This window comes from Flavobacterium croceum DSM 17960 (assembly GCF_002917885.1).
GTDB classification, from domain to species: Bacteria; Bacteroidota; Bacteroidia; order Flavobacteriales; family Flavobacteriaceae; genus Flavobacterium; species Flavobacterium croceum.
Genome location: NZ_PQNY01000003.1, coordinates 67,631 through 93,111 on the forward strand (window position 1 = coordinate 67,631; position 25,481 = coordinate 93,111).

Consider the following 25,481-nt stretch of genomic DNA (forward strand, 5'->3'; position numbering starts at 1 on the left):
TATTTGCCAAGTAAAATTTGTGCCACTTGTAAAAAGCCTTTTTCTTGGCGAAAAAAATGGGAGAAAAATTGGGATGAAGTAAAATATTGTAGCGATGCTTGTAGAAAAAGGAAATAAAAAAATTATTTGGTTCAGAAACAATCTGCGCACACATGATGCTGCTTTTTGGAGTCATATTCAAGAAACAGACCACGTGATTGCCGTGTATTGTATGGAACCCGAATGGCTACAACCTACGCCTTATGGTTGGAGAAAAATGGAAGCATTTCGGGCAAAATTTTTACTAGAAACACTAGCAGATTTACAGCAACAGTTGCTAGAAAACAATATTTCGCTATACATTTTTCAAGCCAATACTGTTGATGCTTTTAAACAAATTCATGCTGTTTTTCCTTTTGATACAATCATTACGCAAGCAGAATGGACACAAGAAGAAGCAAAAATAGAACAAAAGCTTAAATCTACTTTTCCTGCCATAACATGGAAAGTCGATTATGACCAATTTCTAATTGAACCCTCAAATTTACCTTTTTTAATAAATCAATTACCCGATGTTTTTACGTCATACCGCAAGAAAGTAGAACAAAAATGGGCTGTAAAAAATGTAATGCCCAAGCCAAATTTGTTGTTTAAAAAAATGGATATTCCTTTTTCTTCATCGATACCTACTCTTGAAGAATTAGGATATCCATCAATACCAATGGATAAACGTTCGGCTTTTCCGTGTAAAGGTGGTGAATCTGAGGCATTACACCATTTGAAAGAATACATTTGGAAAAACCAACAAATAACAACTTACAAAGAAACAAGAAACGAATTGGTGGGCATTCAATACAGCACCAAATTATCTCCATGGCTAGCCAATGGATCACTTTCTGTACGAACTGTTTATCATGAAGTACGAAAATTTGAAGACGAAGTATTACAAAATGAGTCTACCTATTGGGTTTTATTTGAGTTGTTATGGCGCGATTTTTTTAAGTGTGTAAGCATGAAATATGGCAATCAATTGTTTCAACTTTCTGGGATTTTAAATCGAAATTACAATTGGAAAAGAAATGAAAAAGTAATTGCCGATTGGATCAATGGAAAAACCAAGTACGATTTTATCAACGTAAATATGTTGGAATTAAAACACACGGGCTGGATGAGTAACCGCGGAAGACAAAATGTAGCGAGTTATTTGGCTAAAGAAATGGAGCAAGACTGGCGTATTGGAGCAAGTTATTTTGAAGCGTTTTTAATTGATTATGATGTGCATTCCAATTATGGAAACTGGAATTATTTAGCTGGTGTTGGTAATGACCCTAGAGACCGCAAGTTTAATATTGACTTACAAGCTAAAAATTACGATAATCATTATGTATATCGCAATTTATGGTTACCTAAAAAAGCGGTTGAATTATGATTATACGTTTACTTTTAGGCGATCAATTAAACAGTTCACATTCTTGGTTTGAAGAACAAGACCAATCGCATTATTTATATGTGATGATGGAAGTTGAAACTGAAACAAATTACGTGAAACATCACCAACTAAAGGTTGTTGCTTTTTTTTCGGCTATGCGAAATTTTGCAGAAACTTTAATTTCAAAAGGTTGTCAGGTTTACTATTTTAAAATTAACGATTCGCATAACAAGCATTCTTTCGAAGAAAATATTAAAGGGTTAATCGAACCATTTTCAATAACAGCCATTCATTATCAATTGCCCGATGAATATCGATTATACCAATTATTTAAAAATTTTAAATCGTTATTCTCTCTTGAAGTTAAAGCTTTTGACACCGAACATTTTTTCTGTAGCTTATCTGAAATTGCAGAATTGGGAAAAGAAAAAAAGTACTACTTACTTGAAAATTTTTACCGCCATTTACGAAAAAGACATCAAGTTCTTGTACTAAACGATAAACCATTGGGCGGAAAATGGAATTTTGATGCAGAAAATAGAAATAAATGGAAAAATCAAGTTCCTATTCCTAATTTAGTTCATTTCAATAATGATGTTTCAAGTGTGGTTGAGGATTTAAAGGCTATGAATATTGAAATCTTTGGGAAATCAACTTCCATTTCAAATTATCCAAAGTCGAGAGAACAAGCACTGTTGCAATTAGAATATTTCACAACACATTTATTACCTCATTTTGGAACTTATCAAGACGCCATGCACACTGATGAAGCGTGGTTGTTTCATTCTAATTTGTCTTTTGCTATGAATGTAAAAATGTTGAGTCCTAAAGAAGTGGTGCAACACGTAGAAGAATATTATTTAAACAATCAAGATAAGGTAGGTTTGGCACAAGTAGAAGGATTTATTCGCCAAATTTTAGGTTGGAGAGAATATGTGAGAATGGTGTATTGGAATAAGTTTAATGAAGTGAAATCTAGTAATTTTTTAGAACATAAGAAGGCATTGCCCAAAGTTTTCTGGACGGGAAAATCACAAATGAAATGTGTAGCAACTTGTGCACAAAATTCGTTAGACCATGCTTATGCACATCACATTCAACGCTTAATGGTTTTAGGGAACTATGCACTTTTAATGGAATCCCATCCAGATGAAGTAGACGCTTGGTATTTGGGCGTTTATGTTGATGCTATAGAATGGGTTCAATTGCCTAATACGAGAGGCATGAGTCAGTTTGCAGATGGAGGAATTGTAGCCACAAAACCCTACATTTCTTCGGGCAACTATATCGATAAAATGAGTAATTATTGTTCGTCTTGTTCCTTTGATAAAAAAACGAAAACGGAAGAAAACAGTTGCCCGTTTAATAGTTTGTATTGGCATTTTTTAGATAAAAATAGATCCAAGTTTGAATCAAATCAACGTATGAAAATGATGTATGCTTTGTTAAATAAAATGGACAAAAAAGAATTAAGTAAAATTAATGAACGAGCACATTATTTAATTGAAAAAAGAAATATATAGATTACATGAGTGCAGCAAAAATTATAGCGCCGAGGCAAGATTCTGCATTTTCAGAAACTGAAATAGATCGAATTATAGAAATGGCTTGGGAAGATCGAACTCCTTTTGAAGCCATTGCGTATCAATTTGGCATTCCAGAAAGAGAAGTTATTCAAATCATGAGAAAAGAATTGAAACGCTCGTCATTTAATCTTTGGCGAAAAAGAGTCAATTCGGGGGTTAGTCAAAAACATGCACAGAAGCGAAACCCCGAAATAAATCGCTTTAAATGTACTTTACAAAGACAAATCACAGGAAATAAAATATCAAAAAGATAAAAGCTATGAAGAAATATTTAATTATAGGTGGAAGTAAAGGAATAACAAAAGAGGTAGTCAAACAACTTTCTGCTCAAGGCGATTTTTGTTATGTAATTTCGAGAACCACACCCGATTTTCCGTTTAATGGAACTCATTTTGCATTAAATGCTCTTACAGATGATTTGCCTGCACTTGAACCATTAGACGGTATTGTATATGGCATTGGAACTATTAATTTAAAACCATTTAACCGCCTTTCTATAGATGATTTCGCACATGATTGGCAAGTGAATGTTTTAGGTGCTGTTAAAGTAGTGCAACATTATTTGCCTCAATTAAAACTAGCAAATAAAGCGAGTGTAGTTATGTTTAGTTCGGTGGCGGCACAGCGCGGTATGCCTTTTCATGCAAGTATTGGCGCAGCAAAGGGTGCTGTGGAAGGATTGGTAAAGAGTTTAGCAGCAGAATTAGCGCCCAAAATTCGAGTGAATGCAATTGCTCCTTCAATTGTTGATACGCCTCTTGCAGCCGGAATTCTAAGAAACGACACAATTAAAGAAAACATGGTGGCGAAACATCCATTAAAACGAATTTTGCAACCTGAAGATGTAGCCAAAACGGTTGTTTTTTTACTTAATGATTCCTCAAATGGTATAACCGGACAAATATTTATTCAAGATAACGGACTAATTTCTATTAGTAACTAAAAAAGATAACGATGACAAAGAATCCAACAGTTGATACATCAAATTTAGTCTCTTTCTCAATTGATGAAATAGGCGATAATCATTTATTTACTTCCGTAGAAACTCCTATGAAAGCAGATGCTTTTCTTTTGTCTGACGAAGATAAAAAAGAAAAGATAGCTTTTCATTTTAAAGAAATAATGGAAGTTTTAGGACTCGATTTAACCGATGATTCATTAAAAGGCACTCCACAACGTGTGGCCAAAATGTATATTGATGAAATTTTTTGTGGTCTGAATCCAGCAAACAAACCTCAAATAGCTCTTTTTGAAAACAAATACCAATACAATCAGATGCTTGTTGAAAAGAATATTACCTTTTATTCTAATTGTGAACATCATTTTGTACCTATTTTTGGTAAAATACACGTGGCATATATTTCAAAAGGAAAAGTAATTGGGCTTTCAAAAATCAATAGAATTGTGCAATATTTTGCTCAGCGACCACAAGTTCAAGAACGATTAACCATGCAAATTGGTCTAGAATTGCAACAAATTTTAGAAACAGAAGACATCGCCGTAATTGTTGATGCAAAACATTTGTGTGTGTCTTCTCGAGGTGTTAAAGATGAAAGTTCGGCTACTGTAACCAGCTATTATGGCGGTGTATTTAAAAATGAACAAAAAGTAATCGAATTACATAATTATATTAAATCTTAAAATATATTTTATATATTTGCCTTACATACAACAACAGAATGAATTACCAATTTTCATATTTTAACAATTTTTTCTATTATTTTTGTAATCAGAAAGGGATTGTAATTATGTGAATTTTTTAAAATAAATACATTGAAGCAAATCCCGATTTATTCGGGATTTTTTTTTGAATAAAGATGAAACAAACAGTAGCTATACAAGGAATAAAAGGATCATTTCATCATCAAGTTGCTTTAGAATATTTTCAAGACAATGTTAATATTGATGAGTGTTTGTCGTTTGAAACGCTTGCCGATAGCTTAATTAATAATAAATCGCAACAAGCAATAATGGCGATTGAAAATTCTATTGCGGGTTCGATAATTCCAAATTACGCTTTGATAGACAAAAATAATTTCCACATTATCGGAGAATATTATTTGGATATTGTTCAGAATTTGATGGTTTTAAACGGACAAATTTTAGAAGAAATTCAAGAAGTACACTCTCATCCAATGGCGCTTTTGCAATGTATGGATTTCTTGAAAAAACATCCAAATATCAAATTAGTAGAAGATAAAGATACAGCAGAAACTGCTAGAAGAATTGACCAAAATCAAATCAAAGGAATTGCCGCAATAGGAAGTAAAGTTGCAGCAGAATTATATAATTTAAACATTATTGCACCAGAAATTCAAACGGTAAATAATAATATGACTCGTTTTTTTATCATTAGTAGAGAAAAAAATCAAGTAAATAAAGAAGAAATCAATAAAGCTTCCATAAAATTTGAATTAGATGACACACTAGGTAGTTTGGCAACCGTTTTAAATGTAACGACAAATTGCAAATTAAACCTAACCAAAATACAATCGATGCCTATAATTGAAAAACCTTTTCAATATTCATTTATTGTAGATGTAGTATTTGAAAAATACAAACATTATGAAAAAGCCGTGAAAATTTTAGAACTCATGACCAATCAATTTAAGATTTTAGGCGAATATAAGAGCAATAACAAAAATCAAATTCAAAGACAATAACAAAATCAATTTTATAATTTATATTGATTGACATTGATATTGACATTGATATTGACATTGATATTGACATTAAAAACAATGATACAAACCGCAAAAAGACTAGAAACCGTTCAAGAATACTACTTCTCAAGAAAATTGAAAGAAGTAAGGCAACTTATGCTTGAAGGTAAACCAATCATTAATATGGGAATTGGAAGTCCAGATTTGGCACCACATTCGTCGGTAATTAAAGCCATTCAAAAGGCAATGTTTGATGAAAAAGCACACGAATATCAAAGCTATCAAGGTTTGCCACAATTGCGTCAAGGTTTTGCTGATTTTTATGCAACTAATTTCAATGTCGAATTAAATTCAGATAACGAAATTTTACCTTTAATGGGTTCCAAAGAGGGAATCATGCACATTTCATTAGTGTTTTTAAATGAAGGCGATGAAGTTTTAATTCCAAATCCGGGTTATCCAACGTATGCTTCTGTAACAGAATTGGTTCAGGCGAAAGCAGTTTATTATGATTTAAAAGAAAAAAACAATTGGCAACCCGATTTTGAAGCTTTAGAAAAAACAGATTTATCAAAAGTAAAATTAATGTGGGTCGGTTATCCACACATGCCAACTGGTGCAAATGCAACTTTAGAATTGTATCAGAAATTAATTGATTTTGGGAAAAAGCATAACATTTTAATTGTAAATGACAATCCGTACAGTTTTGTTTTAAACGACAATCCTTTATCGATTTTTCAAATTAAAGGTTCAAAAGACATCGCTTTAGAATTAAATTCATTGAGTAAAACGTTCAATATGGCAGGTTGGCGCGTAGGAATGGTTCTAGGAAACGCCATTTTAATTGATGCTATTTTAAAAGTTAAAAGCAATATGGATTCGGGAATGTTTTATGGAATTCAAAAAGGTGCAATTGTAGCATTAAAATTAGGACAAGATTGGTTTGAAACTCAGAATAAAATCTATGCAAAAAGAAAAAAATTAATTTTTGAATTGGCAACAAAAATGAATTGTACTTTCGATAAAAACGCTGTGGGAATGTTCGTTTGGGCAAAATTACCAATCGGAATTCAATCGGAAGAATTCATAGATAATTTATTATTTGAAAAACACATTTTCCTAACACCAGGAACCATTTTTGGTAGCAATGGCGAGGGTTACATACGATTTTCATTATGTGTTAAAGAAGAAAATGTTTTAGAAGCAATAAAAAGACTTCAATGACAATGGCAATTACAAAATTCAATAACAATCAAAATAAAAAGTAACAATTTTTAATAATAAAATTTTGATTTTTGAATTTGATTTTTGCAATTGACATTGAAAAATTAAAATAAAACATGAAAACATTTATAATAGGAACAGGGTTAATTGGCGGTTCGATGGCATTAGACATCAAATCAATTTACGATGATGCCGTTATTTTTGGAATTGATGCCAAAGAAAAACATCTTGATGAAGCAATACATCTTGGAATTATTGACCAAAAAGCAACCGAAAATGATTTAATTAACGCAGATTTAGTAATCGTTGCTGTGCCAGTTGACGTTGCTTTAGTAATTTTGCCTGATATTTTGAATAAAATTGGAGAACAAACTTTGGTTTTTGATGTTGGCTCAACCAAAAACCCAATTTGCGAAGCTATCGAAAATCATCCGAAAAGGAAGAATTTTATGGCTTGCCATCCCATTGCGGGAACTGAATTTTCTGGACCAAAAGCAGCTATCAAAGGTTTGTATAAAGGTAAAACAAACATCATTTGTGAAGTTGAAAAAACGACTTTCAAATTGCAAGAAAAAGCCATGGATTTGTTCAAAAAACTTGGAATGCGTATTCGGTATATGGATCCAAAATCGCATGACAAACACATTGCTTATGTATCGCATTTATCACATATAAGTTCATTTATGCTTGGGAAAACGGTTATCGAAAAAGAAAAATCGGAACAAGATATTTTTGATATGGCAGGTTCTGGATTTGAAAGCACGGTTCGTTTAGCCAAAAGTTCACCAGCTATGTGGACGCCCATTTTTAAACAAAATAAAAAGCAAGTTCTAAAATCATTAGAAGAATACATTCAGAATTTATCTAATTTCAAAGATTTATTAGAGAATGATAACTACGAAGAGGTTTATAACGAAATGCAGAATACGAATAGAATTAAAGAAATATTGAAATAGTCGAAAGTTGAAAGTCGAAAGTCAAAAGTGGAAAACCTTTGACTTTATCACTTTTGACTTTATGACTTTAAGACTAAAGTTATGGAGAACAACAAAGAAATGAGAGCGTGGTTAAATAACTTCAATTTGCCACATCCGCTTGTAATAGCAGGGCCGTGTAGTGCCGAAACTGAAGAGCAAGTCTTGAAAATTGCACGTGAATTAAAAGATTCAAAAGTATCGGTTTTTAGAGCGGGTATTTGGAAACCAAGAACGCGCCCGGGTGGATTTGAAGGTGTAGGCGAAATCGGATTAAAATGGTTGCAAAAAGCAAAAGCAGAAACTGGTTTGCAAATGGCTGTTGAAGTTGCAACGGTAGCTCACGTGAAATTGGCTTTAGAACACGATATTGATATTTTGTGGATAGGAGCGCGTACTACTGTAAACCCGTTTGCGGTTCAAGAAATTGCTGACGCATTGCAAAATACAGATAAAATTATTTTGGTAAAAAACCCTGTAAATCCCGATTTAGCTCTGTGGATTGGTGGCGTAGAACGTTTGTATAATGCCAACATAAAAAACATAGGGGTTATACATAGAGGTTTTTCTACTTATGAAAAAACAAAATACCGAAACAATCCAGAATGGCAAATTGCTATCGATTTTCAAAATAAATTTCCCGATATACCTTTACTCATAGATCCTTCTCATATTACAGGAAATCGCGATATGATTTTCCAAGTTACGCAAGAAGCACTCGATTTGAATTATGACGGAATGATTATTGAAACGCATATCGATCCAGATAATGCTTGGAGCGATGCCGCACAGCAAGTTACACCAACACAATTAAAGAAAATTATTTTTGATTTAACCATTAGAAAACAAACTGATGATGCTGACGATTACCAACAAAAACTAAATAAACTACGACACAAAATTGACGACTACGACACCAAACTATTGGAAACCATAGGCAAAAGAATGAAAATTGCTGAAGAAATTGGAGCGCTAAAAAAGGAAAAAAATGTTGCTGTATTACAAAACAAACGTTGGAATGAAATATTAGAAAAAATGATACAAAATGGTCACGAAAAAGGGTTGAGTGAGGCATTTATTATCCAATTTTTCAAAGCTATACACCAAGAAAGTATTACGCACCAAGAAAGAATTTTTAATAAATAGTTTCATTATCAACAAAATATTTTTCTTATTATTGCAATATTAATTTATAAATTTATTTAATGTATGAAAAAACTAATTTTATTCTGTGTATTCCTTTTTTCTGTTTCATTAGCTTCTGCGCAAGTAGATGTTATTACTAAACATAGTGGTGAAGTCATTAAAGGGAAAGTTTTAAAAGTTGAAGAATTTACAATCGTATTTAAATATGATGGAGAAGATGCCGAAAACACAATAAGTAAATATGCCGTTCAGAAGATAGTATATGGTAAAAGTGGTAGAGTTGAGGATATTTCTGATAAAATAATAGTAAATGGAGAAGATGATTGGGAAAAAGTAGTTATTGTAGAAGATAAAGCCTATATAGCTGGATTGAAAAAAGTAGATGAAGTTAGAGGTAAAACAGGTCTTATTAATTATCATACCGGAAACACTGGAGATAAAAAAGCTGAGAAAAAATTAAAAATGGCAGCAGCAGCAATGGGTTGCCCTTTTATTTTGCAAACTGCTGATAAATCTACAGTTGGGTCTAGTTCTAATGGTTTAGGTGGGTCTCAAAATATTAAAAAAGGGGTAGCTTACAAATATTAAATATTAGCAACTCTAATGAACAAAACGGGCAGTAATTCTGCTCGTTTTTGTTTTAAACTCATATCATTTTCTTACATTTGCTTTGTATGACAGGAATCGTTTATAAATCTACGGGGAGTTTCTACACTGTAAAAACCCAAACTAATGAAAGCTACGAATGCCGTATTAAAGGAAAATTTAGAATTAAAGGCATTAAAAGCACCAACCCCATTGCTGTTGGTGATGTGGTAGATTTTGAACTTGACACTTCTACAGATATCACAATTGGGCAAATTTATCATATACACGAACGAAAAAATTATATCATTAGAAAATCGGTAAATTTATCCAAGCAAACTCATATTATTGCTTCCAATATAGATTTGGTTTTTCTATTGGTTACGATAAACAATCCACCAACAACAACAAGTTTTATCGACAGATTTTTGGTTACCGCAGAAGCCTACGGAATAGAAACTATATTGATTTTTAATAAAATTGATACCTACGATGAGGCTATGCAAGACGAACAATTGTACTTGCAATACATATATTCGCAAATAGGGTATAAATGCCTACGTATTTCTTCTACAGAAAACAAAGGAATAGAGGCTCTAAAAGAAATTATGACTGATAAAACCTGTATGTTTTCGGGACATTCGGGCGTTGGAAAATCTACCTTGGTGAATGCTTTGGAACCTGCGCTAGACTTAAGAACAAAGCACATCTCTGAACAAAGTATGCAAGGACAACATACCACTACATTTGCCGAAATGTTTGACTTGTCATTTGGCGCAAAAATTATAGACACGCCTGGCATTAAAGGGTTTGGACTTGTAGACATGGATCCGCAAGAAGTAAGCGATTATTTTCCTGAATTTTTTCAACTCAAAAATGAATGTAAATTTAATAATTGTTTGCATAAAGAAGAACCGCATTGTGCTGTAAAAAAAGCACTCGAAGAAGATAAAATTGCTTGGTCGCGATACAATTCTTACCTAAAAATTTTAGAAGGAGACGATGAGAATTACCGCCAAGACATTTACAATAACGATCGTATAGCAAGCGACGAAACCCGAAAAAATTAAACATTACATTGCTTCCTTTTAGCTTTTTTTGCTAATTTTATAGTTGTAATACATATTAGCCAACTCAAACCATGAAAGCTGTTATACAACGTGTTTTAAATGCCTCTGTAACTATTGACAATAGTATTGTTGCTTCAATAGCTCATGGATTACTCATTTTAGTTGGTATTGAAGATCTAGATACACAAGACGACATAATATGGCTATCTCAAAAAATTGTCAATCTTCGTATTTTTGGCGATGAAAATCAAGTTATGAATTTATCTGTAAAAGATAGTAAAGGCGATATTATTGTTGTATCGCAATTTACACTTCATGCTTCTACAAAAAAAGGAAATCGTCCAAGCTATATAAAAGCAGCCAAACCACAAGTAGCTATACCTATTTATGAAAATTTTATCGCTCAAATGCAAACCGATTTAGGAAAAAGCATACAAACTGGGCAATTTGGCGCAGACATGAAAGTTTCTTTACTTAATGACGGGCCTGTAACAATTATTATTGATACAAAAAACAGAGAATAAATGAAAAAACTTATTAAATTTTTATTACTATCTGTAGTAATATTTGTTGTGCTTGTTATGGTAAACATGTTATTACCACAAAAAAACTCATTACTTACAATGTTTATTTCTGTTTTAATACTTTTAGTTATACGCTTTTTTCTTGTAAAAAAATATGGCAAAAAAGTAGATGACTATTTAGATAATTGGTAAAAATATAATAGTGGTAGAAGTGGTTTGTTTTACTTATTCTTTTTGATAAAACAGAAATATATCTATCCAAAATAATAATATCGTTTTCATGATTTAAAAAATAAAAAAATAATGGATTTAAAAAACGCTCAACAAGAAGTAGATAATTGGATAAAAAACCATGGTGTTCGGTATTTTAACGAGCTTACAAACATGGCGCAACTTACAGAAGAAGTAGGAGAAGTAGCTCGTATAATAGCTCGAAGATACGGCGAACAATCTGAAAAAGAAAGCGATAAAAACAAAGATCTCGGCGAAGAACTTGCCGATGTTGTATTTGTTGTTTTGTGTCTTGCCAACCAAACAGGCGTAGATTTACAAGCCGCTTTTGATAAAAAAATGGATTTGAAAACCAAACGCGACCATGACAGGCATCACAATAACGAAAAATTAAAATAGGTTATCGTTTTCAGTATCAGTATTCAATAAAAATAAAAAAAGTGGATTTACATTTACAAAAGTCAAAAGTTAAAAGTCAAAAGTCAAAAGCAACCATTACTGGCAGTAAATCGGAAACCAATAGATTATTGTTACTCCAAGCATTGTATCCAAATATTTCTATAGAAAACACCTCAATTTCTGACGATTCGGAAGTGATGTCTAGAGCCTTAAATTCACAACTCACAACTCACAACTCACAATTAATAGATGTTCATCATGCAGGAACAGCTATGCGATTTCTTACGGCTTATTTTGCACAAAAAGAAAACTGCGAAATTATTTTAACAGGTTCTTCTAGAATGAAAGAACGACCGATAAAGGTTTTAGTTGATGCTCTGCAACAACTTGGAGCTGATATAGAATATTTAGAAAACACGGGCTTTCCTCCTATCAAAATTAAAGGAAAAAAATTAACTCAAAACAAAGTTTCACTTCCTGCAAATGTAAGTAGTCAATATATTTCGGCATTATTATTAATAGCACCCAAGCTAGAAAACGGATTGATATTAACCTTAGAAGGAGATATTACTTCTATGCCTTATATAAAAATGACCCTCGAAATATTGCATGAAATTGGTATTAAAACTTCTTTTCTTGGAAATAAAATTACGGTTTGTCATGCTGAACTCGTTTCAGCATCTCAATTCACAATTGAGTCTGATTGGTCTTCGGCTTCCTATTGGTATTCCATTGTTGCTTTATCTGAAATAGGTTTTCAAGTTACACTTTCAAGTTATAAAGAAAATAGTTTGCAAGGCGATAGCGCTTTAGTAAACATCTATCAAGATTTTGGAGTTGAAACGGTTTTCAATTACAATAATTCAATTACAATTTCAAAAGAAAGAATTCATAATTCACAACTCACAACTCACAACTCACAACTCAACAACTCGCCAGACATAGCTCAAACCATTGCAGTGACTTGTTTTGGATTAGGAATTGCTTGCGATTTATACGGTTTGCATACCTTAAAAATTAAAGAAACCGATCGTTTGGAAGCCTTAAAAACAGAACTGTCAAAGCTTGGCGCACAAGTTTGTGTTACAAACAATTCGTTACATTTGGAAGCCTCTACAAAATTTCTAGAAAATCAAAAAATCAACACCTATCAAGACCACCGCATGGCAATGGCTTTTGCTCCTATGGCCTTAAAAGTTCCTATTATTATACAAGAAGCCGAAGTTGTTTCAAAATCTTATCCTACATTTTGGCACGATTTAAAAAATTTTGGATTTGAAATAACCAGCGTATAATATCGTAGTAAAAAATAAACTTTACAAAATACTTGACATCGGGTATTTCATGGTTGTATATTTGCACCCTTGTTTAAAAAGCTGTAATCTTTTAAACTATAAACTTTTAAACTCAAAAAAATGAAGTTATCCAATTTCAATTTTAATTTACCACAAGAATTATTGGCAGAATTTCCTGCTGAAAACCGTGATGAATCGCGCTTGATGGTAGTAAATAGAAAAACCAAAACCATTGAACACAAATTGTTTAAAGACATTATCGACTATTTTGACGATGGCGATGTTATGATACTAAACAATACCAAAGTTTTTCCTGCTCGTATGTATGGAAATAAAGAAAAAACAGGTGCTCGTATTGAAGTTTTTTTATTAAGAGAACTTAACGCAGAGCAACGCCTTTGGGATGTTTTGGTAGATCCAGCACGTAAAATAAGAATTGGAAACAAATTATATTTTGGTGATGATGACTCTTTGGTGGCAGAAGTTATAGACAATACTACTTCACGCGGAAGAACACTTCGTTTTTTGTATGACGGTACTTATGAAGAGTTTAGAGAAAAATTGATAGAACTTGGAGAAACGCCAATACCAAAGTACATTAATAGAGAGGTTACTCCCGAAGATGCCGAACGCTATCAAACTATTTATGCTAAAGAAGAAGGCGCTGTGGCAGCACCTACAGCAGGTTTACACTTTTCAAAACATCTTTTAAAAAGATTAGAAATTAAAGGAGTTGATTTTGCCGAAGTAACACTTCATGTTGGTTTAGGAACTTTTAACCCCGTTGAAGTGGAAGATTTGTCTAAACACAAAATGGATTCTGAAGAGTTAAAAATAACGCAAGAAGCTTGTGATATTGTAAACAAAGCTAAGGCAGAGAAGAAAAAAATATGTTGTATAGGAACAACTTCTATGCGAGCTATTGAAAGTTCGGTTTCTTCAAATAGAACACTTAATCCTTATGATGGTTGGACTAATAAATTTATATACCCACCTTACGATTTTAGTATTGCAGATTGTATGGTAACCAATTTTCATACTCCAAAATCAACATTACTTATGATGATTTCTGCTTTTTGTGGCCATGATCTTATGAAAAAAGCTTACGAAGAAGCTATAAAAGAAGGTTATAAATTTTATTCGTATGGAGATGCGATGTTAATTATATAAATAAAAATCCCGATTAAATCGGGATTTTTGTTTTTTAAAACACTTCTTTGGCAATAGCTTTAATATTGGCTGCTTTTCCCATACTATAATAATGCAAAACGGGAATGCCGGCTTTAACCAATTCTTTACTTTGGTGAGTACACCACTCTATTCCTACTTGTTTTACAGCATCGTTATCTTTTGCTTTTACTACTTCCATAATTAATTCGTCTGGCATTTCTAAACTAAAACGATGCGGAATTAAATTGAGTTGTTTTTTTGTTGCAATAGGTTTTAAACCTGGTATAATAGGAATGGTAATTCCAGCTGCGCGAACTTTGGCTACATAATCAAAAAATTTTTTGTTATCGTAAAACATTTGAGTTATAATATAATCGGCGCCATTTTTTATTTTTTGTTTTAAAAAATGAATATCACTATCTAAACTTGGCGCTTCCATGTGCTTTTCTGGATAACCTGCAACACCAATACAAAAGTTGGTTTTTGCACTATTTTGTAAATCTTCGTCAAGATAAATTCCTTGATTTAAGTTGCTGATTTGCTTTACTAAATCTGAAGCATATTCATTGCCTTCTTTTTCGGGTTTAAAATAAGTTTCGGTTTTCAAAGCATCTCCTCGTAAAGCCACAACATTGTCAATACCTAGAAAATCCAAATCAATTAATAGGTTTTCGGTATCTTCTTTGGTAAAACCTCCACATAAAATATGAGGAATAGCATCAACATTATATTTATTTTGAATTCCTGCACAAATACCCACAGTTCCTGGTCGTTTTTTTACAATTTTTTTCTGTAATAAACCATTAGGAAGCTCTTTAAATTCATACTCTTCTCTATGGTAGGTTACATCAATAAATGGTGGTTTAAACTCCATTAATGGATCTATTCCATCAAAAATAGATTGAATATTTTGTCCTTTTAATGGCGGTAAAATTTCAAAAGAAAATAAGGTTTTCCCTTTTGCGTTTTGTATATGTTCGGTTACTTTCATTTTTTATTTTAGTTTTAAGTTTCAGATTTAAGGTTTCAGGTTGGTGAAGTTGAAACTTTAAACTTGAAACAAAAATTAATCTGCTCTATTTGGCGCTAACCATTTATTTGCCTCTTCTATTGAAATGCCTCTTCTTTTTGCATAACTTTCTACTTGATCATGTTTTATCTTACCTAAACCAAAATATTTACTTTGAGGATTAGCAAAATAATATCCAGAAACTGAAGCTGCTGGCCACATAGCCATACTTTCTGTTAGTGTAACTCCTATTTTTTCTTCTACTTCTAATAATTTCCAAATGGTAGGTTTTTCTAAATGATCTGGGCAAGCTGGATAACCTGGAGCTGGGCGAATTCCTTTGTAATTTTCTTTAATTAATTCTTCATTCGATAGATTTTCATCTATAGCGTAACCCCAAATTTCTTTACGCACTTTTTCATGCAAATATTCGGCAAAGGCTTCTGCTAATCTGTCGGCAAGAGCCTTAACTAAAATTGCATTATAATCATCTAATTGTTTTTCGTATGCTTTGGCTTTTTCATCTACTCCAAAACCTGTGGTTACACAAAAACATCCTATATAATCTTGTATTCCTGTATCTTTTGGAGCTATAAAATCGGCTAATGCTATGTTTGGAACTCCATCGGTTTTTTGTGATTGCTGACGTAAGGTTAAAAAAGTTGTGCTTTCTTGGTTATTGGTTTTTAATTCGATATCATCATCGTGAATACTATTTGCTGGAAAAATACCTACAATTCCTTTGGCTGTAAACCATTTTTCATCGATAATTTTTGCTACCATTTTTTGTGCATCGTTAAACAAATGTGTTGCCTGCTCACCTACTACTTCGTCTGCCAAAATAGCTGGATATTTACCATATAATTCCCACGATTGAAAAAATGGTGTCCAATCGATATAATCTACCAATTCCGAAAGTTTTACTTCAATAGTTTTGGTTCCAATACAATTTGGTTGAACTGGTTGGTACGCATTCCAGTCTATTTTTAATTTATTTTTTCGAGCTTCTTCAAGGGTTAAAAAGTTTTTTTCTTTGCTCCTGTTTAAGTAATCTTCTCTTAGTTTGGAGTACTCTTTTTTTAGCTCAAAAGCATATTGAGTTCTTGTTTCGGGTTGCAACAAATTACTAGCTACAGTCACCGCACGAGAAGCATCGTTTACATGAACAACAGTAGATTGATATTCTGGTGCAATTTTCACAGCTGTATGTGCACGTGAAGTTGTTGCTCCACCTATCATTATTGGAATTTTAATATTCAATTTGTCCAATTCTTTGGCTAAGTAAACCATTTCGTCTAACGAAGGAGTAATCAAGCCACTCAAACCAATAATATCAACATTTTCTTTTACAGCGGTTTCAATAATTTTTTCTGGCGGAACCATTACTCCTAAATCAATGATTTCAAAATTATTACAGGCTAAAACTACAGAAACAATATTTTTGCCAATATCATGCACATCGCCTTTTACGGTTGCTAATAGAATACGTCCTGCCCCCCCTGCCCCCGAAGGGGGAGCTATCATTGATGTGGATAATTCTTTACGAATAGACTCTATAGTACTAACTAAATCATATAAAACTTGATTATTTGAGTATCTTATAACCTTAAAACCATTTTGCTCTAACCATTCTGTTCTTTGCTTATCATGCTCTTTTTGTTCTGGAATATTGTGTACATAACCATCTACCTCTATAACTACTCTTTTTTCTAAACATACAAAGTCTACTATATATTCTCCAATAATATGTTGTCTTCGGAATTTCACACCATCTAGACCTTTATTTGATAAAACATTCCAAAGCATTTTCTCAGCTTCGGTAGGCTTGTTCCTCATCTCTTTTGCTTTATCCTTTAAAATTTTATACAAAGCTGGACTAGCTGTTTTCCACGATTGTCTATAAACTCCCCCTTTGGGGGCTGGGGGGCTTATATGTGGCAATAAATAAGCCACCGCTTTTTTCATCACACGAGCTGATTTTACAACTTGAGGCAAGAACATCTTTCCACTTCCAAACAAATCTCCCACTACATTCATCCCGTTCATTAAGTAGTTTTCAATCACTTCAATGGGTTTATCTACTTGTAGTCGTGCTTCTTCCACATCAATTTCGATATACTCATCTATACCTTTAACCAACGAATGTGTTAAGCGACTTTGAACAGAACCATTTCGCCATTCAGCAACAGCCTTTTCATTTGACTTTACATCGCCTTTGAAACTTTCGGCTAAATTTAGTAGTCTTTCGGTAGCATCATCTCTTCTATCCAACAAAACATCTTCAACGTGTTGCAATAATTCGGAATCAATTTCATCGTAAATTTCTAACATTTCCGGATTTACAATCCCCATGGTCATTCCGTGTTTTATAGCATGGTACAAAAAAGAAGCATGCATGGCTTCACGCACTTTATCGTTGCCCCGAAATGAAAATGAAACATTACTTACACCACCCGAAACATGAGCATAAGGCAAGTTTTCTCGTATCCATTTTGTTGCTAAAAAGAAATCTAAAGCATTTTTTCTATGCTCTTCCATGCCTGTTGCTACAGGAAAAATATTGGGATCAAAGATGATATCTTCTGGAGGAAAACCTACTTTATCTACCAAAATAGTATATGAACGTTTGCAAATTTCAATACGACGTTCATAAGTATCTGCTTGCCCTACTTCGTCAAATGCCATAACAATCACTGCAGCACCATAACGCTTAATTAATTTGGCGTGGTGAATAAACAGTTCTTCTCCTTCTTTTAAAGAAATGGAATTTACAATTCCTTTTCCTTGAATAACTTTTAAACCTGCTTCAATAATTTCCCATTTTGAACTGTCAATCATAACAGGCACTCTTGCAATATCAGGTTCAGCCGCAATAAGGTTTAAGAATTTGGTCATTGCATAAACTCCGTCAAGCATGCCTTCGTCCATATTAACATCAATAATTTGTGCACCTCCTTCTACTTGAGCTCTTGCAATATCTAGCGCCTCATCGTATTTTTCTTCTTTTATTAACCTAAGAAATTTACGAGAACCTGTAACATTTGTACGTTCACCAACATTGATAAAATTTGATTCTGGCGTAACAATTAGAGGTTCTAGTCCTGATAATTTCAAATATCGGTTGATGGTTGATGGTTGATGGTTGATGGTTTTATCAGTTTCCATAATTAAAGTTTTTTGTAATAATTGATAAATCCATTAATTAATTTTTTACAAGTTTCTACTTGAGTTGTTATGATTTCAAAATCACTTTCAGAAATATAATTTTGGTCTAGAGACAAATAAAACTGGGTTTCTAACTCATATAGTGAACCTCTTGAGATATGCAAAAAATGCAGTGTTTCTTTCGATGATTGTCTTCCAACACCTTCAGCAATATTTGAAGGAATAGAAACAGCACATCTTCTAATTTGATTAGTTAATCCATAAACCTCTTCTTTAGGAAAAACTTTTGTTTTGTTATAAACCAAGTTGGTCAATTTTCTTGTCTCAAGCCAAACTTCTAATTCTGTATATTTCATTTTATTTAAACTTTTAACCAACAACTACTAACCAGCAACCAACAACTTTCTAGGTTTGAATTCACTGACAACTTCAGTAATTGCCTTAATATGCTCTGGAGTTGTGCCACAACAACCACCGATTATATTTACTAAATTTTCTTGCAAATATTCTCGTATAAGTTGTTGCATTTGCTGAGGAGTTTGGTCGTATTGTCCAAACGCATTGGGTAAACCAGCATTGGGGTGTGCAGAAATATTAAGTTGAGTGTTTTGTGCCAACCGTTTTAGATAGGGTTTTAATTGATCTGCGCCTAATGCACAATTAAATCCTACACTTAATAATGGAATGTGTGAAATGGATATTAAAAAAGCTTCAACCGTTTGCCCAGAAAGGGTTCTTCCAGAAGCATCTGTAATAGTTCCCGAAACCATTATAGGAATATCTATATTTCGTTCTTCTTTTAGTTCTTCAATAGCAAAAAGAGCTGCTTTTGCATTTAGAGTATCAAATATAGTTTCAACCAAAAGCACATCAACACCACCTTCTAGCAAAGCCTCTACTTGCTGTTTATAAGCGCATTTTAATTCATCAAAAGTAATGGCTCTAAAACCAGGATCATTTACATCTGGACTCATTGAGGCCGTTCTATTTGTAGGGCCTATTGCTCCTGCTACAAATCGGGGTTTATCTGTAAATTCATCGGCTACTTCACGTGCAATTTTTGCTGATTGAAAATTTAATTCGTAGACTAAATCTTCCAAATGGTAGTCTGCCATACCTATTGTAGTTGCCGAAAAAGTATTGGTTTCTACAATATCGGCGCCTGCTTGAAAATAAGCACGATGAACTTTTTTTACAGCTTCGGGTTGGGTTATAGACAATAAATCATTATTCCCTTTTAAAGAATGAGGGAAATTTTTAAAACGCTCACCACGAAAATCATCTTCTTCAAATTTATTTCGTTGCAACATCGTTCCCATAGCACCGTCAAGTACGAGAATTCGTTTTTTGAGTTCGTTTTGTATTTTGTTGGACATGATAATCACTTTAAAATTTAAAATGTTATCAAGAAAAAGAGAGAATTTTTCAAGTTATCTGTATCTTTATTAAATCGGTATAAAGATTAGAATGTAGCACCTTCTATAAAAAATAGGGTTGCTAAGCTTTCACAGGGTCTATTCCCTCCAGCTTTCGTGATAACAAACAATATATTTATGAACTCTGCAAATGTAGAATAACTAATTTGAGTTTTCAAAATTATTTTAAAAAAAATAAGAGTGAAGAAAAAAAATTACATATTTATTTGTTTTTGAATTTCATTTCCTAAATTTGCAGTCTCAAAATAAGAGGAAAAATTTGACTGATTGCAACCTCATTAAAAAATGCTAAAGCAGAGATACTCCCTTTAGCTTACCCTTGCAACTTCATTTTTTTTTCTTGTAAAATTAATTTAAAACAAGTTTATTATGGCTTATTTGTTTACGTCAGAATCTGTAAGTGAAGGACATCCAGACAAAGTTGCAGACCAAATTAGCGACGCATTAATTGATAATTTTTTAGCTTTTGACGCCGAGTCTAAGGTTGCATGCGAAACTCTTGTTACTACAGGTCAGGTAATTTTGGCTGGCGAAGTAAAATCTAACACCTATTTAGATGTACAAAGCATTGCAAGAGAAGTAATTAAAAAAATTGGTTATACCAAAAGTGAATATATGTTTGAGGCGAACTCTTGTGGGGTTCTTTCGGCTATTCATGAGCAAAGTGCAGATATTAATCAAGGTGTTGATAGAGCTAGTAAAGAAGAGCAAGGTGCTGGTGATCAAGGTATGATGTTTGGTTATGCTACCAATGAAACCGAAAACTATATGCCTCTAGCACTAGACTTATCGCATGCTTTATTATTAGAATTAGCTGCAATAAGAAGAGAAAATAACGAAATTAAATACCTAAGACCTGATGCTAAATCGCAGGTTACTTTAGAATATTCTGATGATAATAAACCTGTTAGAATTGATGCTATTGTAATTTCTACACAGCATGACGATTTTGACACCGAGGCAGAAATGTTGGCAAAAATTAAAAGTGATTTAATTTCGATTTTAATTCCAAGAGTTAAAGCAAAATATTCACAGTATGCCCATTTATTTAATGATGACATTACTTATCATATTAACCCAACAGGTAAATTTGTAATTGGTGGCCCACATGGCGATACGGGTTTAACAGGTAGAAAAATTATCGTAGATACTTACGGCGGAAAAGGAGCTCATGGTGGTGGTGCTTTCTCTGGAAAAGATCCGAGTAAAGTAGACCGAAGTGCTGCTTATGCTACAAGACATATTGCTAAAAACTTAGTAGCTGCAGGTTTGTGTGATGAAGTTTTGGTACAAGTATCGTATGCTATTGGTGTGGCTAAACCAACATCAATCAACGTAAATACTTATGGAACTGCAAAAGTAAATATGACTGATGGCGAGATAAGTAAAGTAGTAGAAACTATTTTTGATATGCGCCCTTACTTTATTGAGCAAAGATTGAAATTGAGAAATCCTATATACAGCGAAACGGCTGCTTATGGACACATGGGCAGAACGCCAGAAACTGTTGTAAAAACTTTTAAATCGCCAGATGGTGCAGAAAAAACAGTAACTGTTGAGTTATTTACTTGGGAAAAACTTGATTATGTAGATGCTGTAAAATCGGCTTTTGGTTTATAATTTTTATATTATCGATACAAAAAGGGCTGTCTTTTTTGAGACAGCCCTTTTATTTTTAACAAATAGTAAAAACACCTACATGTTTATTACTTCGAAATAAGAAATAAAGGATATATCGTTAATGCCTTTAAATTGTTTGAGTGTGTAGGAATAAAATATTTTTCTTTTCCATCTTCGGCAATAATAATCGATTTTCCATCAATACCTGCATGTATAGAGTTTTTGGTGCTTTCTACAATTTTTGATTTCTCTAAAATAAAAAAACGCCAATCTGTATTTACTATAATATATTTTCCGGTAGGTGAATTAAAAGGTTTGGCTTCTACCCATTTATCAATAGGAAAATCAGGCTTATACAATCCGTAAATTATAGCAGATTCTCCTGTTTTGTAATCATATAAAAATAAATCTTCTTTATTTGCTCCTTTGGTAGTCTCTACCTCATCTGCTTTAAGTTCTACTCCGTTGGTGTATGTTAATGTAAAAATGGCATTGGCATCTTTTTTAATTTTATATTTTGATTTTGGATTAACATTGTTTGCGTATGTATCGCTATCAAACTGGATTCCTTCTGTAAAATACGGGGCAAAATCTGTACTACCCGAAGTAGTACCGTCTTGATAGGTTATTTTTGTAAACTCTGAATACAATTCGACACCATCTTTGTAACGCATTTTTATAACATTACCTTTGGCATCGTAACCATATATATACGTATAGTCTGTGCCATTGTTTGCCTTAGTTTTTAGTAGATTACCGTATCTATCATATTCAAAATTAGTTATGGTTTGTTCTTTTTTATCTTCAGAAACACGAGTACTCATAACTATAAGACCATCTTTTACTACAATATCTTCGGTAAACAACAAATTGGTACTATTGTATTTATAATATTTGTGTGTATACTTATAATCTTTTTTCGACTGAATATCGTAATACTTTTTTTCTGAATTTGTATATACGCCATCTTTTTCAATACAATTTATCAATCTTCCTTGATTGTCATACGCATAGGTTATTACTTTTGGATTTTGACTAACGTCTAACCTTTTTTCAATAAGGTTTCCTTTTGTATTATACGAAAAGATATAATTTGATTTGTTTTTAGACTCTATTTTCACCAATTGATTTTGAGTATTATAAACATAACTATCATCAGTATTATATAACAATCCAAAACCATTATGTTCTATGTGCCTTTTACTTTGAATTCTACCCTTTTTAAATTCTAAAATATTCGTATTATCGGCTTCAAATGTTTTTGTTAGTGCGTTATATTTATACTTTACCGTTTCTGCTTTAACAACATCATTTGTTAAATAAAAATCGGAGGTTAAATAGGCTTCTTGAGCAAAAGAATATCCAAAAATGCAGCACAAAAAAATGATGAATTTCATATTTATTTATTTAAAAATTCTAATGGATAAAAAGTTTCAAAACCTTTTGATTTTAAATCCTTAATGAGATACTTGTCAATTCCTGCTTCTTGGATAATAAAATCGTCTTCTTTTTCGGTTTTAACTACTTTGTAAAGGCTCATATCTACTAATACTCCATTTTTTATAACAAAAAACTCTGGCGCTTCGGAAAAAATCCAATAATATCCGGTAGGAGAAGTCATTTCTTCCATACTATACCACTGCTCTATTTTTACAGAATCGGTATAAAAATTCTTTAGCAACAAATCTTTTTTAAAAAGAATATCATACAAGAGAATATCTGTTTTCGATTTTACTGCTGTAACATCATTGGTTATCTCTTCTCCATTGGCATCTCTTATAGAAAACGTGTTGTCTTTGTGTTTCATTATTTGATATTTACTTGCGAGACCTGCTTTTAAATCAGAAATTGCCTTGCTTAACTCTGAACCCGATATTGAGCTTGAAGCTGCAACATCAAACGATTTGATTTGTTTTTCAAACTTTTTAATGTATTCTTTATCCAAATCAATAGTACCAACTGTTTTTCCATCTTTGTAAGTAATTTTTGCAAACGTATAATAGTTTTGGTCTGGTTCTAAATCAAAACCTGGTTGCAGTATTTGACTTTTTAATACATTGCCTTTGTTATCATAAACATAAGAAGCCGAAAAGAGTTTACCATCTATAGTTTGTGCTATTTGATTTTTGTATTTATCATATTGAAAAACAGTAGTCGATTTAAGATATTCGGTATCTGTTTTTTCAGAAATCATACAGCCATTTTTATACTCATAATAATATGTACCTTGATCTGTATCGCCATAACAGTTCATCATTTTTTTCTTGTACGAATTTGGCGTTGTATAATTTGAGTACTCATTTTTTTGTATGAGTATGCCGTCTTCATAAACAAATTCTTTTAGTACATTTCCTTTACTGTCGTACTCAAATGTATACTTTTTTGTAACCTCATTTTCAGAAATTATCTCCGTAAGTTTTTTATTGGTGTATGTATAGGTTTCTGTTGTACCACCTGCTTCAGAATTGGAAATTACTTCATGCAAAAGGTTGTTTTTATAACGAAATTCTGAAACGGTATTTGTAAGTACAAAATAATCAAGAGTACTTTCCAATTTTTGAAGCAAACCATTTGAAAAAGTATAGGTTTTATGAGCCGATTTTTTAAAATTTCCATTTCCACTATCGTAATAATATTCTGCGGTTTCATATTTAACCACATCAGAAGATAAATTAAAATCGGAGGTTTTATGTTTGGTTTGAGCCTGCAAAACAACCCAAGGAATGAATAAGAATAAAACTATTTTTTTCATGTTTTTATTATTTAAAATTTATACGAAAATCCAAAACCAAGCATATTGCTTTTTATAGAAGATGTGCCTCCAGCATTATTTGTCCATTTATATTTTCCGAAGTCAAATATGGCATTCCAAACCCATTTTTCAGATTCTGAAGTATAAATTTGAGGTTGTACACCCCACCCTGTGTAAGTCATTGTTCGAGTTGTTTGGGTTTCGGCAAAAGTATATTCGTCTATAAAAGGTTTTTCGGTGAGTGTAGCAAATCCAGTTCCGTAATCAAAATGAAGACTATTAATTGAGGAATATATAGCAATCCAAACTGGAATTTCTAGCATGAATGGTAAACCTTCGGGGGCTACTTTTTCAAAAGCATCATCTAATTTTCCATCATAAGAAAATGGATAAATTCTAGCTCTTACATTTGGTATAGATACTTTTACTTGACTTAAAGCATCGTGCGCTAAAATATTGCTCATATCGTAACCTGCAACGCCTGCTAATTTTACTCCAAATTTTGTGTTCTTGCTATAGGTAAGCATATAGGCTGCTTCCATAGATAATGCAGGCTGTAATGAGTTGCCTTGTCCATACGATTTTGCTAAATCATCTTGAGGTTTTGAAAAAGTAGAACCAAAATTAAATTTAAAACTTACTTTATTTGTTTGTGCTACATGATATTGTACTGTTAATAGAAACAATCCAATGAATAAAACTGATTTTCTCATAGTGTTTAAGTATTAGGTTATTTTAATATTGTAAAAGTATCTAGTACCACAACACTAGGAAATACGCATTTTTACGTATTTATATTGATATCAAAGAGATAGATTTTTTGTTATGCTTTTTTTAACAATAAAAAAACTACAAAAAATAGAATGTTGTACTTTAATTTTTATTAACTTTGAAAATAACTCATTGTTATTCAAACATAACTAACCAAAAAAAATTAATTATGACAAACATTCTTATTTGGATCCTATTTGGATTGATTGCAGGTGTGATTGCAAAATTTTTAAAACCAGGACCAGATGGTCAAGGTTGGGTTGCAACAATTATTATTGGTGTTATTGGTAGTGTAGTAGGCGGATTTTTAGGAAACTTACTATTTGACAAAGGTGTTACCAATGAAATTTTTAGTTTTTACAATATGGGTATGTCTGTTGTAGGCGCTATTATTGTTTTGTATGCCTATAATGCTATTACAAAAAAATCTTAATGATGTATGTTTAACATTAA

General features: G+C 32.4%; 26 protein-coding genes and 1 riboswitch. Of the genes, 19 read left to right on the top strand and 7 right to left on the bottom strand.

Annotated features, from left to right (window positions below):
* The first annotated feature begins 3 nt into the window (after positions 1-3).
* From Q361_RS02850 to queA, 17 genes are all read left to right on the top strand, one after another.
* Positions 4-117, top strand: a complete 114-nt coding sequence (locus Q361_RS02850; RefSeq protein ID WP_394335848.1) for a DUF2256 domain-containing protein — start codon at positions 4-6, stop codon at positions 115-117.
* Complete coding sequence (locus tag Q361_RS02855) at positions 95-1,408, top strand: DASH family cryptochrome (RefSeq protein WP_103725208.1); 1,314 nt, start codon at positions 95-97, stop codon at positions 1,406-1,408. The genes Q361_RS02850 and Q361_RS02855 overlap by 23 nt, the downstream gene beginning before the upstream one ends.
* On the top strand, positions 1,405-2,931 hold the full coding sequence (locus Q361_RS02860; RefSeq protein WP_245874599.1) for a cryptochrome/photolyase family protein: 1,527 nt from the start codon (positions 1,405-1,407) through the stop codon (positions 2,929-2,931). Before Q361_RS02855 ends, Q361_RS02860 begins: the two co-directional genes overlap by 4 nt.
* Positions 2,932-2,936: 5 nt before the next feature.
* A complete protein-coding gene (locus tag Q361_RS02865) occupies positions 2,937-3,248 on the top strand; it encodes a TIGR03643 family protein (protein WP_103725210.1) in 312 nt (103 codons plus the stop codon).
* 5 nt (positions 3,249-3,253) lie between these two features.
* On the top strand, positions 3,254-3,937 hold the full coding sequence (locus tag Q361_RS02870) for an SDR family NAD(P)-dependent oxidoreductase (protein WP_103725211.1): 684 nt from the start codon (positions 3,254-3,256) through the stop codon (positions 3,935-3,937).
* Positions 3,938-3,948: 11 nt separating this feature from the next.
* A complete protein-coding gene (gene folE / locus Q361_RS02875) occupies positions 3,949-4,635 on the top strand; it encodes a GTP cyclohydrolase I FolE (protein ID WP_103725212.1) in 687 nt (228 codons plus the stop codon).
* Positions 4,636-4,811: 176 nt separating this feature from the next.
* Positions 4,812-5,657 (top strand): prephenate dehydratase, encoded by an 846-nt coding sequence (locus Q361_RS02880; protein WP_103725213.1) that lies wholly within the window; start codon positions 4,812-4,814, stop codon positions 5,655-5,657.
* A 78-nt stretch (positions 5,658-5,735) separates the two neighbouring features.
* Positions 5,736-6,881: a pyridoxal phosphate-dependent aminotransferase gene (locus Q361_RS02885; protein ID WP_103725214.1), complete on the top strand. Its 1,146-nt coding sequence runs from the start codon at positions 5,736-5,738 to the stop codon at positions 6,879-6,881.
* Positions 6,882-6,997: 116 nt separating this feature from the next.
* Positions 6,998-7,837 carry a prephenate dehydrogenase gene (locus Q361_RS02890; RefSeq protein WP_103725215.1) on the top strand — a complete coding sequence of 280 codons (840 nt, stop codon included), beginning with the start codon at positions 6,998-7,000 and terminating at the stop codon, positions 7,835-7,837.
* A gap of 81 nt (positions 7,838-7,918) precedes the next feature.
* Positions 7,919-9,001, top strand: coding sequence for a bifunctional 3-deoxy-7-phosphoheptulonate synthase/chorismate mutase type II (locus Q361_RS02895; RefSeq protein ID WP_103725216.1), 1,083 nt, complete (start codon positions 7,919-7,921; stop codon positions 8,999-9,001).
* A gap of 63 nt (positions 9,002-9,064) precedes the next feature.
* Complete coding sequence (locus Q361_RS02900; protein WP_103725217.1) at positions 9,065-9,589, top strand: hypothetical protein; 525 nt, start codon at positions 9,065-9,067, stop codon at positions 9,587-9,589.
* Positions 9,590-9,675: 86 nt separating this feature from the next.
* Positions 9,676-10,656: a ribosome small subunit-dependent GTPase A gene (rsgA, locus tag Q361_RS02905; protein ID WP_103725218.1), complete on the top strand. Its 981-nt coding sequence runs from the start codon at positions 9,676-9,678 to the stop codon at positions 10,654-10,656.
* A 71-nt stretch (positions 10,657-10,727) separates the two neighbouring features.
* The gene (gene dtd, locus Q361_RS02910; RefSeq protein WP_103725219.1) at positions 10,728-11,180 is read left to right on the top strand and encodes a D-aminoacyl-tRNA deacylase; all 453 of its coding nucleotides are present in this window, start codon (positions 10,728-10,730) and stop codon (positions 11,178-11,180) included.
* Positions 11,181-11,372: a hypothetical protein gene (locus Q361_RS02915; RefSeq protein ID WP_103725220.1), complete on the top strand. Its 192-nt coding sequence runs from the start codon at positions 11,181-11,183 to the stop codon at positions 11,370-11,372.
* A 111-nt stretch (positions 11,373-11,483) separates the two neighbouring features.
* Positions 11,484-11,810, top strand: coding sequence for a nucleotide pyrophosphohydrolase (locus Q361_RS02920; RefSeq protein ID WP_103725221.1), 327 nt, complete (start codon positions 11,484-11,486; stop codon positions 11,808-11,810).
* Between the two features lie 41 nt (positions 11,811-11,851).
* Positions 11,852-13,105, top strand: coding sequence for a 3-phosphoshikimate 1-carboxyvinyltransferase (aroA, locus tag Q361_RS02925; protein ID WP_103725222.1), 1,254 nt, complete (start codon positions 11,852-11,854; stop codon positions 13,103-13,105).
* Between the two features lie 120 nt (positions 13,106-13,225).
* Positions 13,226-14,275 (top strand): tRNA preQ1(34) S-adenosylmethionine ribosyltransferase-isomerase QueA, encoded by a 1,050-nt coding sequence (gene queA / locus Q361_RS02930; RefSeq protein ID WP_103725223.1) that lies wholly within the window; start codon positions 13,226-13,228, stop codon positions 14,273-14,275.
* A 34-nt stretch (positions 14,276-14,309) separates the two neighbouring features.
* Here queA and metF read toward each other — a convergent pair whose 3' ends face one another.
* The 4 genes from metF to Q361_RS02950 form a co-directional block, all read right to left on the bottom strand.
* Positions 14,310-15,266 (bottom strand): methylenetetrahydrofolate reductase [NAD(P)H], encoded by a 957-nt coding sequence (gene metF, locus Q361_RS02935; RefSeq protein ID WP_103725224.1) that lies wholly within the window; start codon positions 15,264-15,266, stop codon positions 14,310-14,312.
* Positions 15,267-15,341: 75 nt separating this feature from the next.
* Positions 15,342-18,449, bottom strand: a complete 3,108-nt coding sequence (locus Q361_RS02940; protein ID WP_103725225.1) for a vitamin B12 dependent-methionine synthase activation domain-containing protein — start codon at positions 18,447-18,449, stop codon at positions 15,342-15,344.
* A gap of 2 nt (positions 18,450-18,451) precedes the next feature.
* Positions 18,452-18,805, bottom strand: coding sequence for a four helix bundle protein (locus tag Q361_RS02945; RefSeq protein WP_103725226.1), 354 nt, complete (start codon positions 18,803-18,805; stop codon positions 18,452-18,454).
* A gap of 27 nt (positions 18,806-18,832) precedes the next feature.
* Entirely contained in the window at positions 18,833-19,825 is a 993-nt protein-coding gene (locus tag Q361_RS02950) for a homocysteine S-methyltransferase family protein (protein WP_103725227.1), read from the bottom strand.
* Positions 19,826-19,876: 51 nt separating this feature from the next.
* Positions 19,877-19,991, bottom strand: a riboswitch (SAM riboswitch).
* A gap of 263 nt (positions 19,992-20,254) precedes the next feature.
* Here Q361_RS02950 and metK point away from each other — a divergent pair.
* The gene (gene metK, locus Q361_RS02955) at positions 20,255-21,505 is read left to right on the top strand and encodes a methionine adenosyltransferase (protein ID WP_103725228.1); all 1,251 of its coding nucleotides are present in this window, start codon (positions 20,255-20,257) and stop codon (positions 21,503-21,505) included.
* A gap of 86 nt (positions 21,506-21,591) precedes the next feature.
* Here metK and Q361_RS02960 read toward each other — a convergent pair whose 3' ends face one another.
* The 3 genes from Q361_RS02960 to Q361_RS02970 are packed head-to-tail and all read right to left on the bottom strand — an operon-like array spanning position 21,592 to position 24,970.
* Positions 21,592-22,902 (bottom strand): RHS repeat domain-containing protein, encoded by a 1,311-nt coding sequence (locus tag Q361_RS02960; RefSeq protein ID WP_103725229.1) that lies wholly within the window; start codon positions 22,900-22,902, stop codon positions 21,592-21,594.
* A gap of 2 nt (positions 22,903-22,904) precedes the next feature.
* A complete protein-coding gene (locus Q361_RS02965) occupies positions 22,905-24,257 on the bottom strand; it encodes a hypothetical protein (RefSeq protein WP_103725230.1) in 1,353 nt (450 codons plus the stop codon).
* An 11-nt stretch (positions 24,258-24,268) separates the two neighbouring features.
* Positions 24,269-24,970, bottom strand: a complete 702-nt coding sequence (locus tag Q361_RS02970; RefSeq protein WP_103725231.1) for a hypothetical protein — start codon at positions 24,968-24,970, stop codon at positions 24,269-24,271.
* A gap of 227 nt (positions 24,971-25,197) precedes the next feature.
* On the opposite strand from Q361_RS02970, the gene Q361_RS02975 reads away from it, so the two are divergent.
* Positions 25,198-25,461 (top strand): GlsB/YeaQ/YmgE family stress response membrane protein, encoded by a 264-nt coding sequence (locus Q361_RS02975; protein WP_103725232.1) that lies wholly within the window; start codon positions 25,198-25,200, stop codon positions 25,459-25,461.
* Positions 25,462-25,481: the final 20 nt, after the last annotated feature.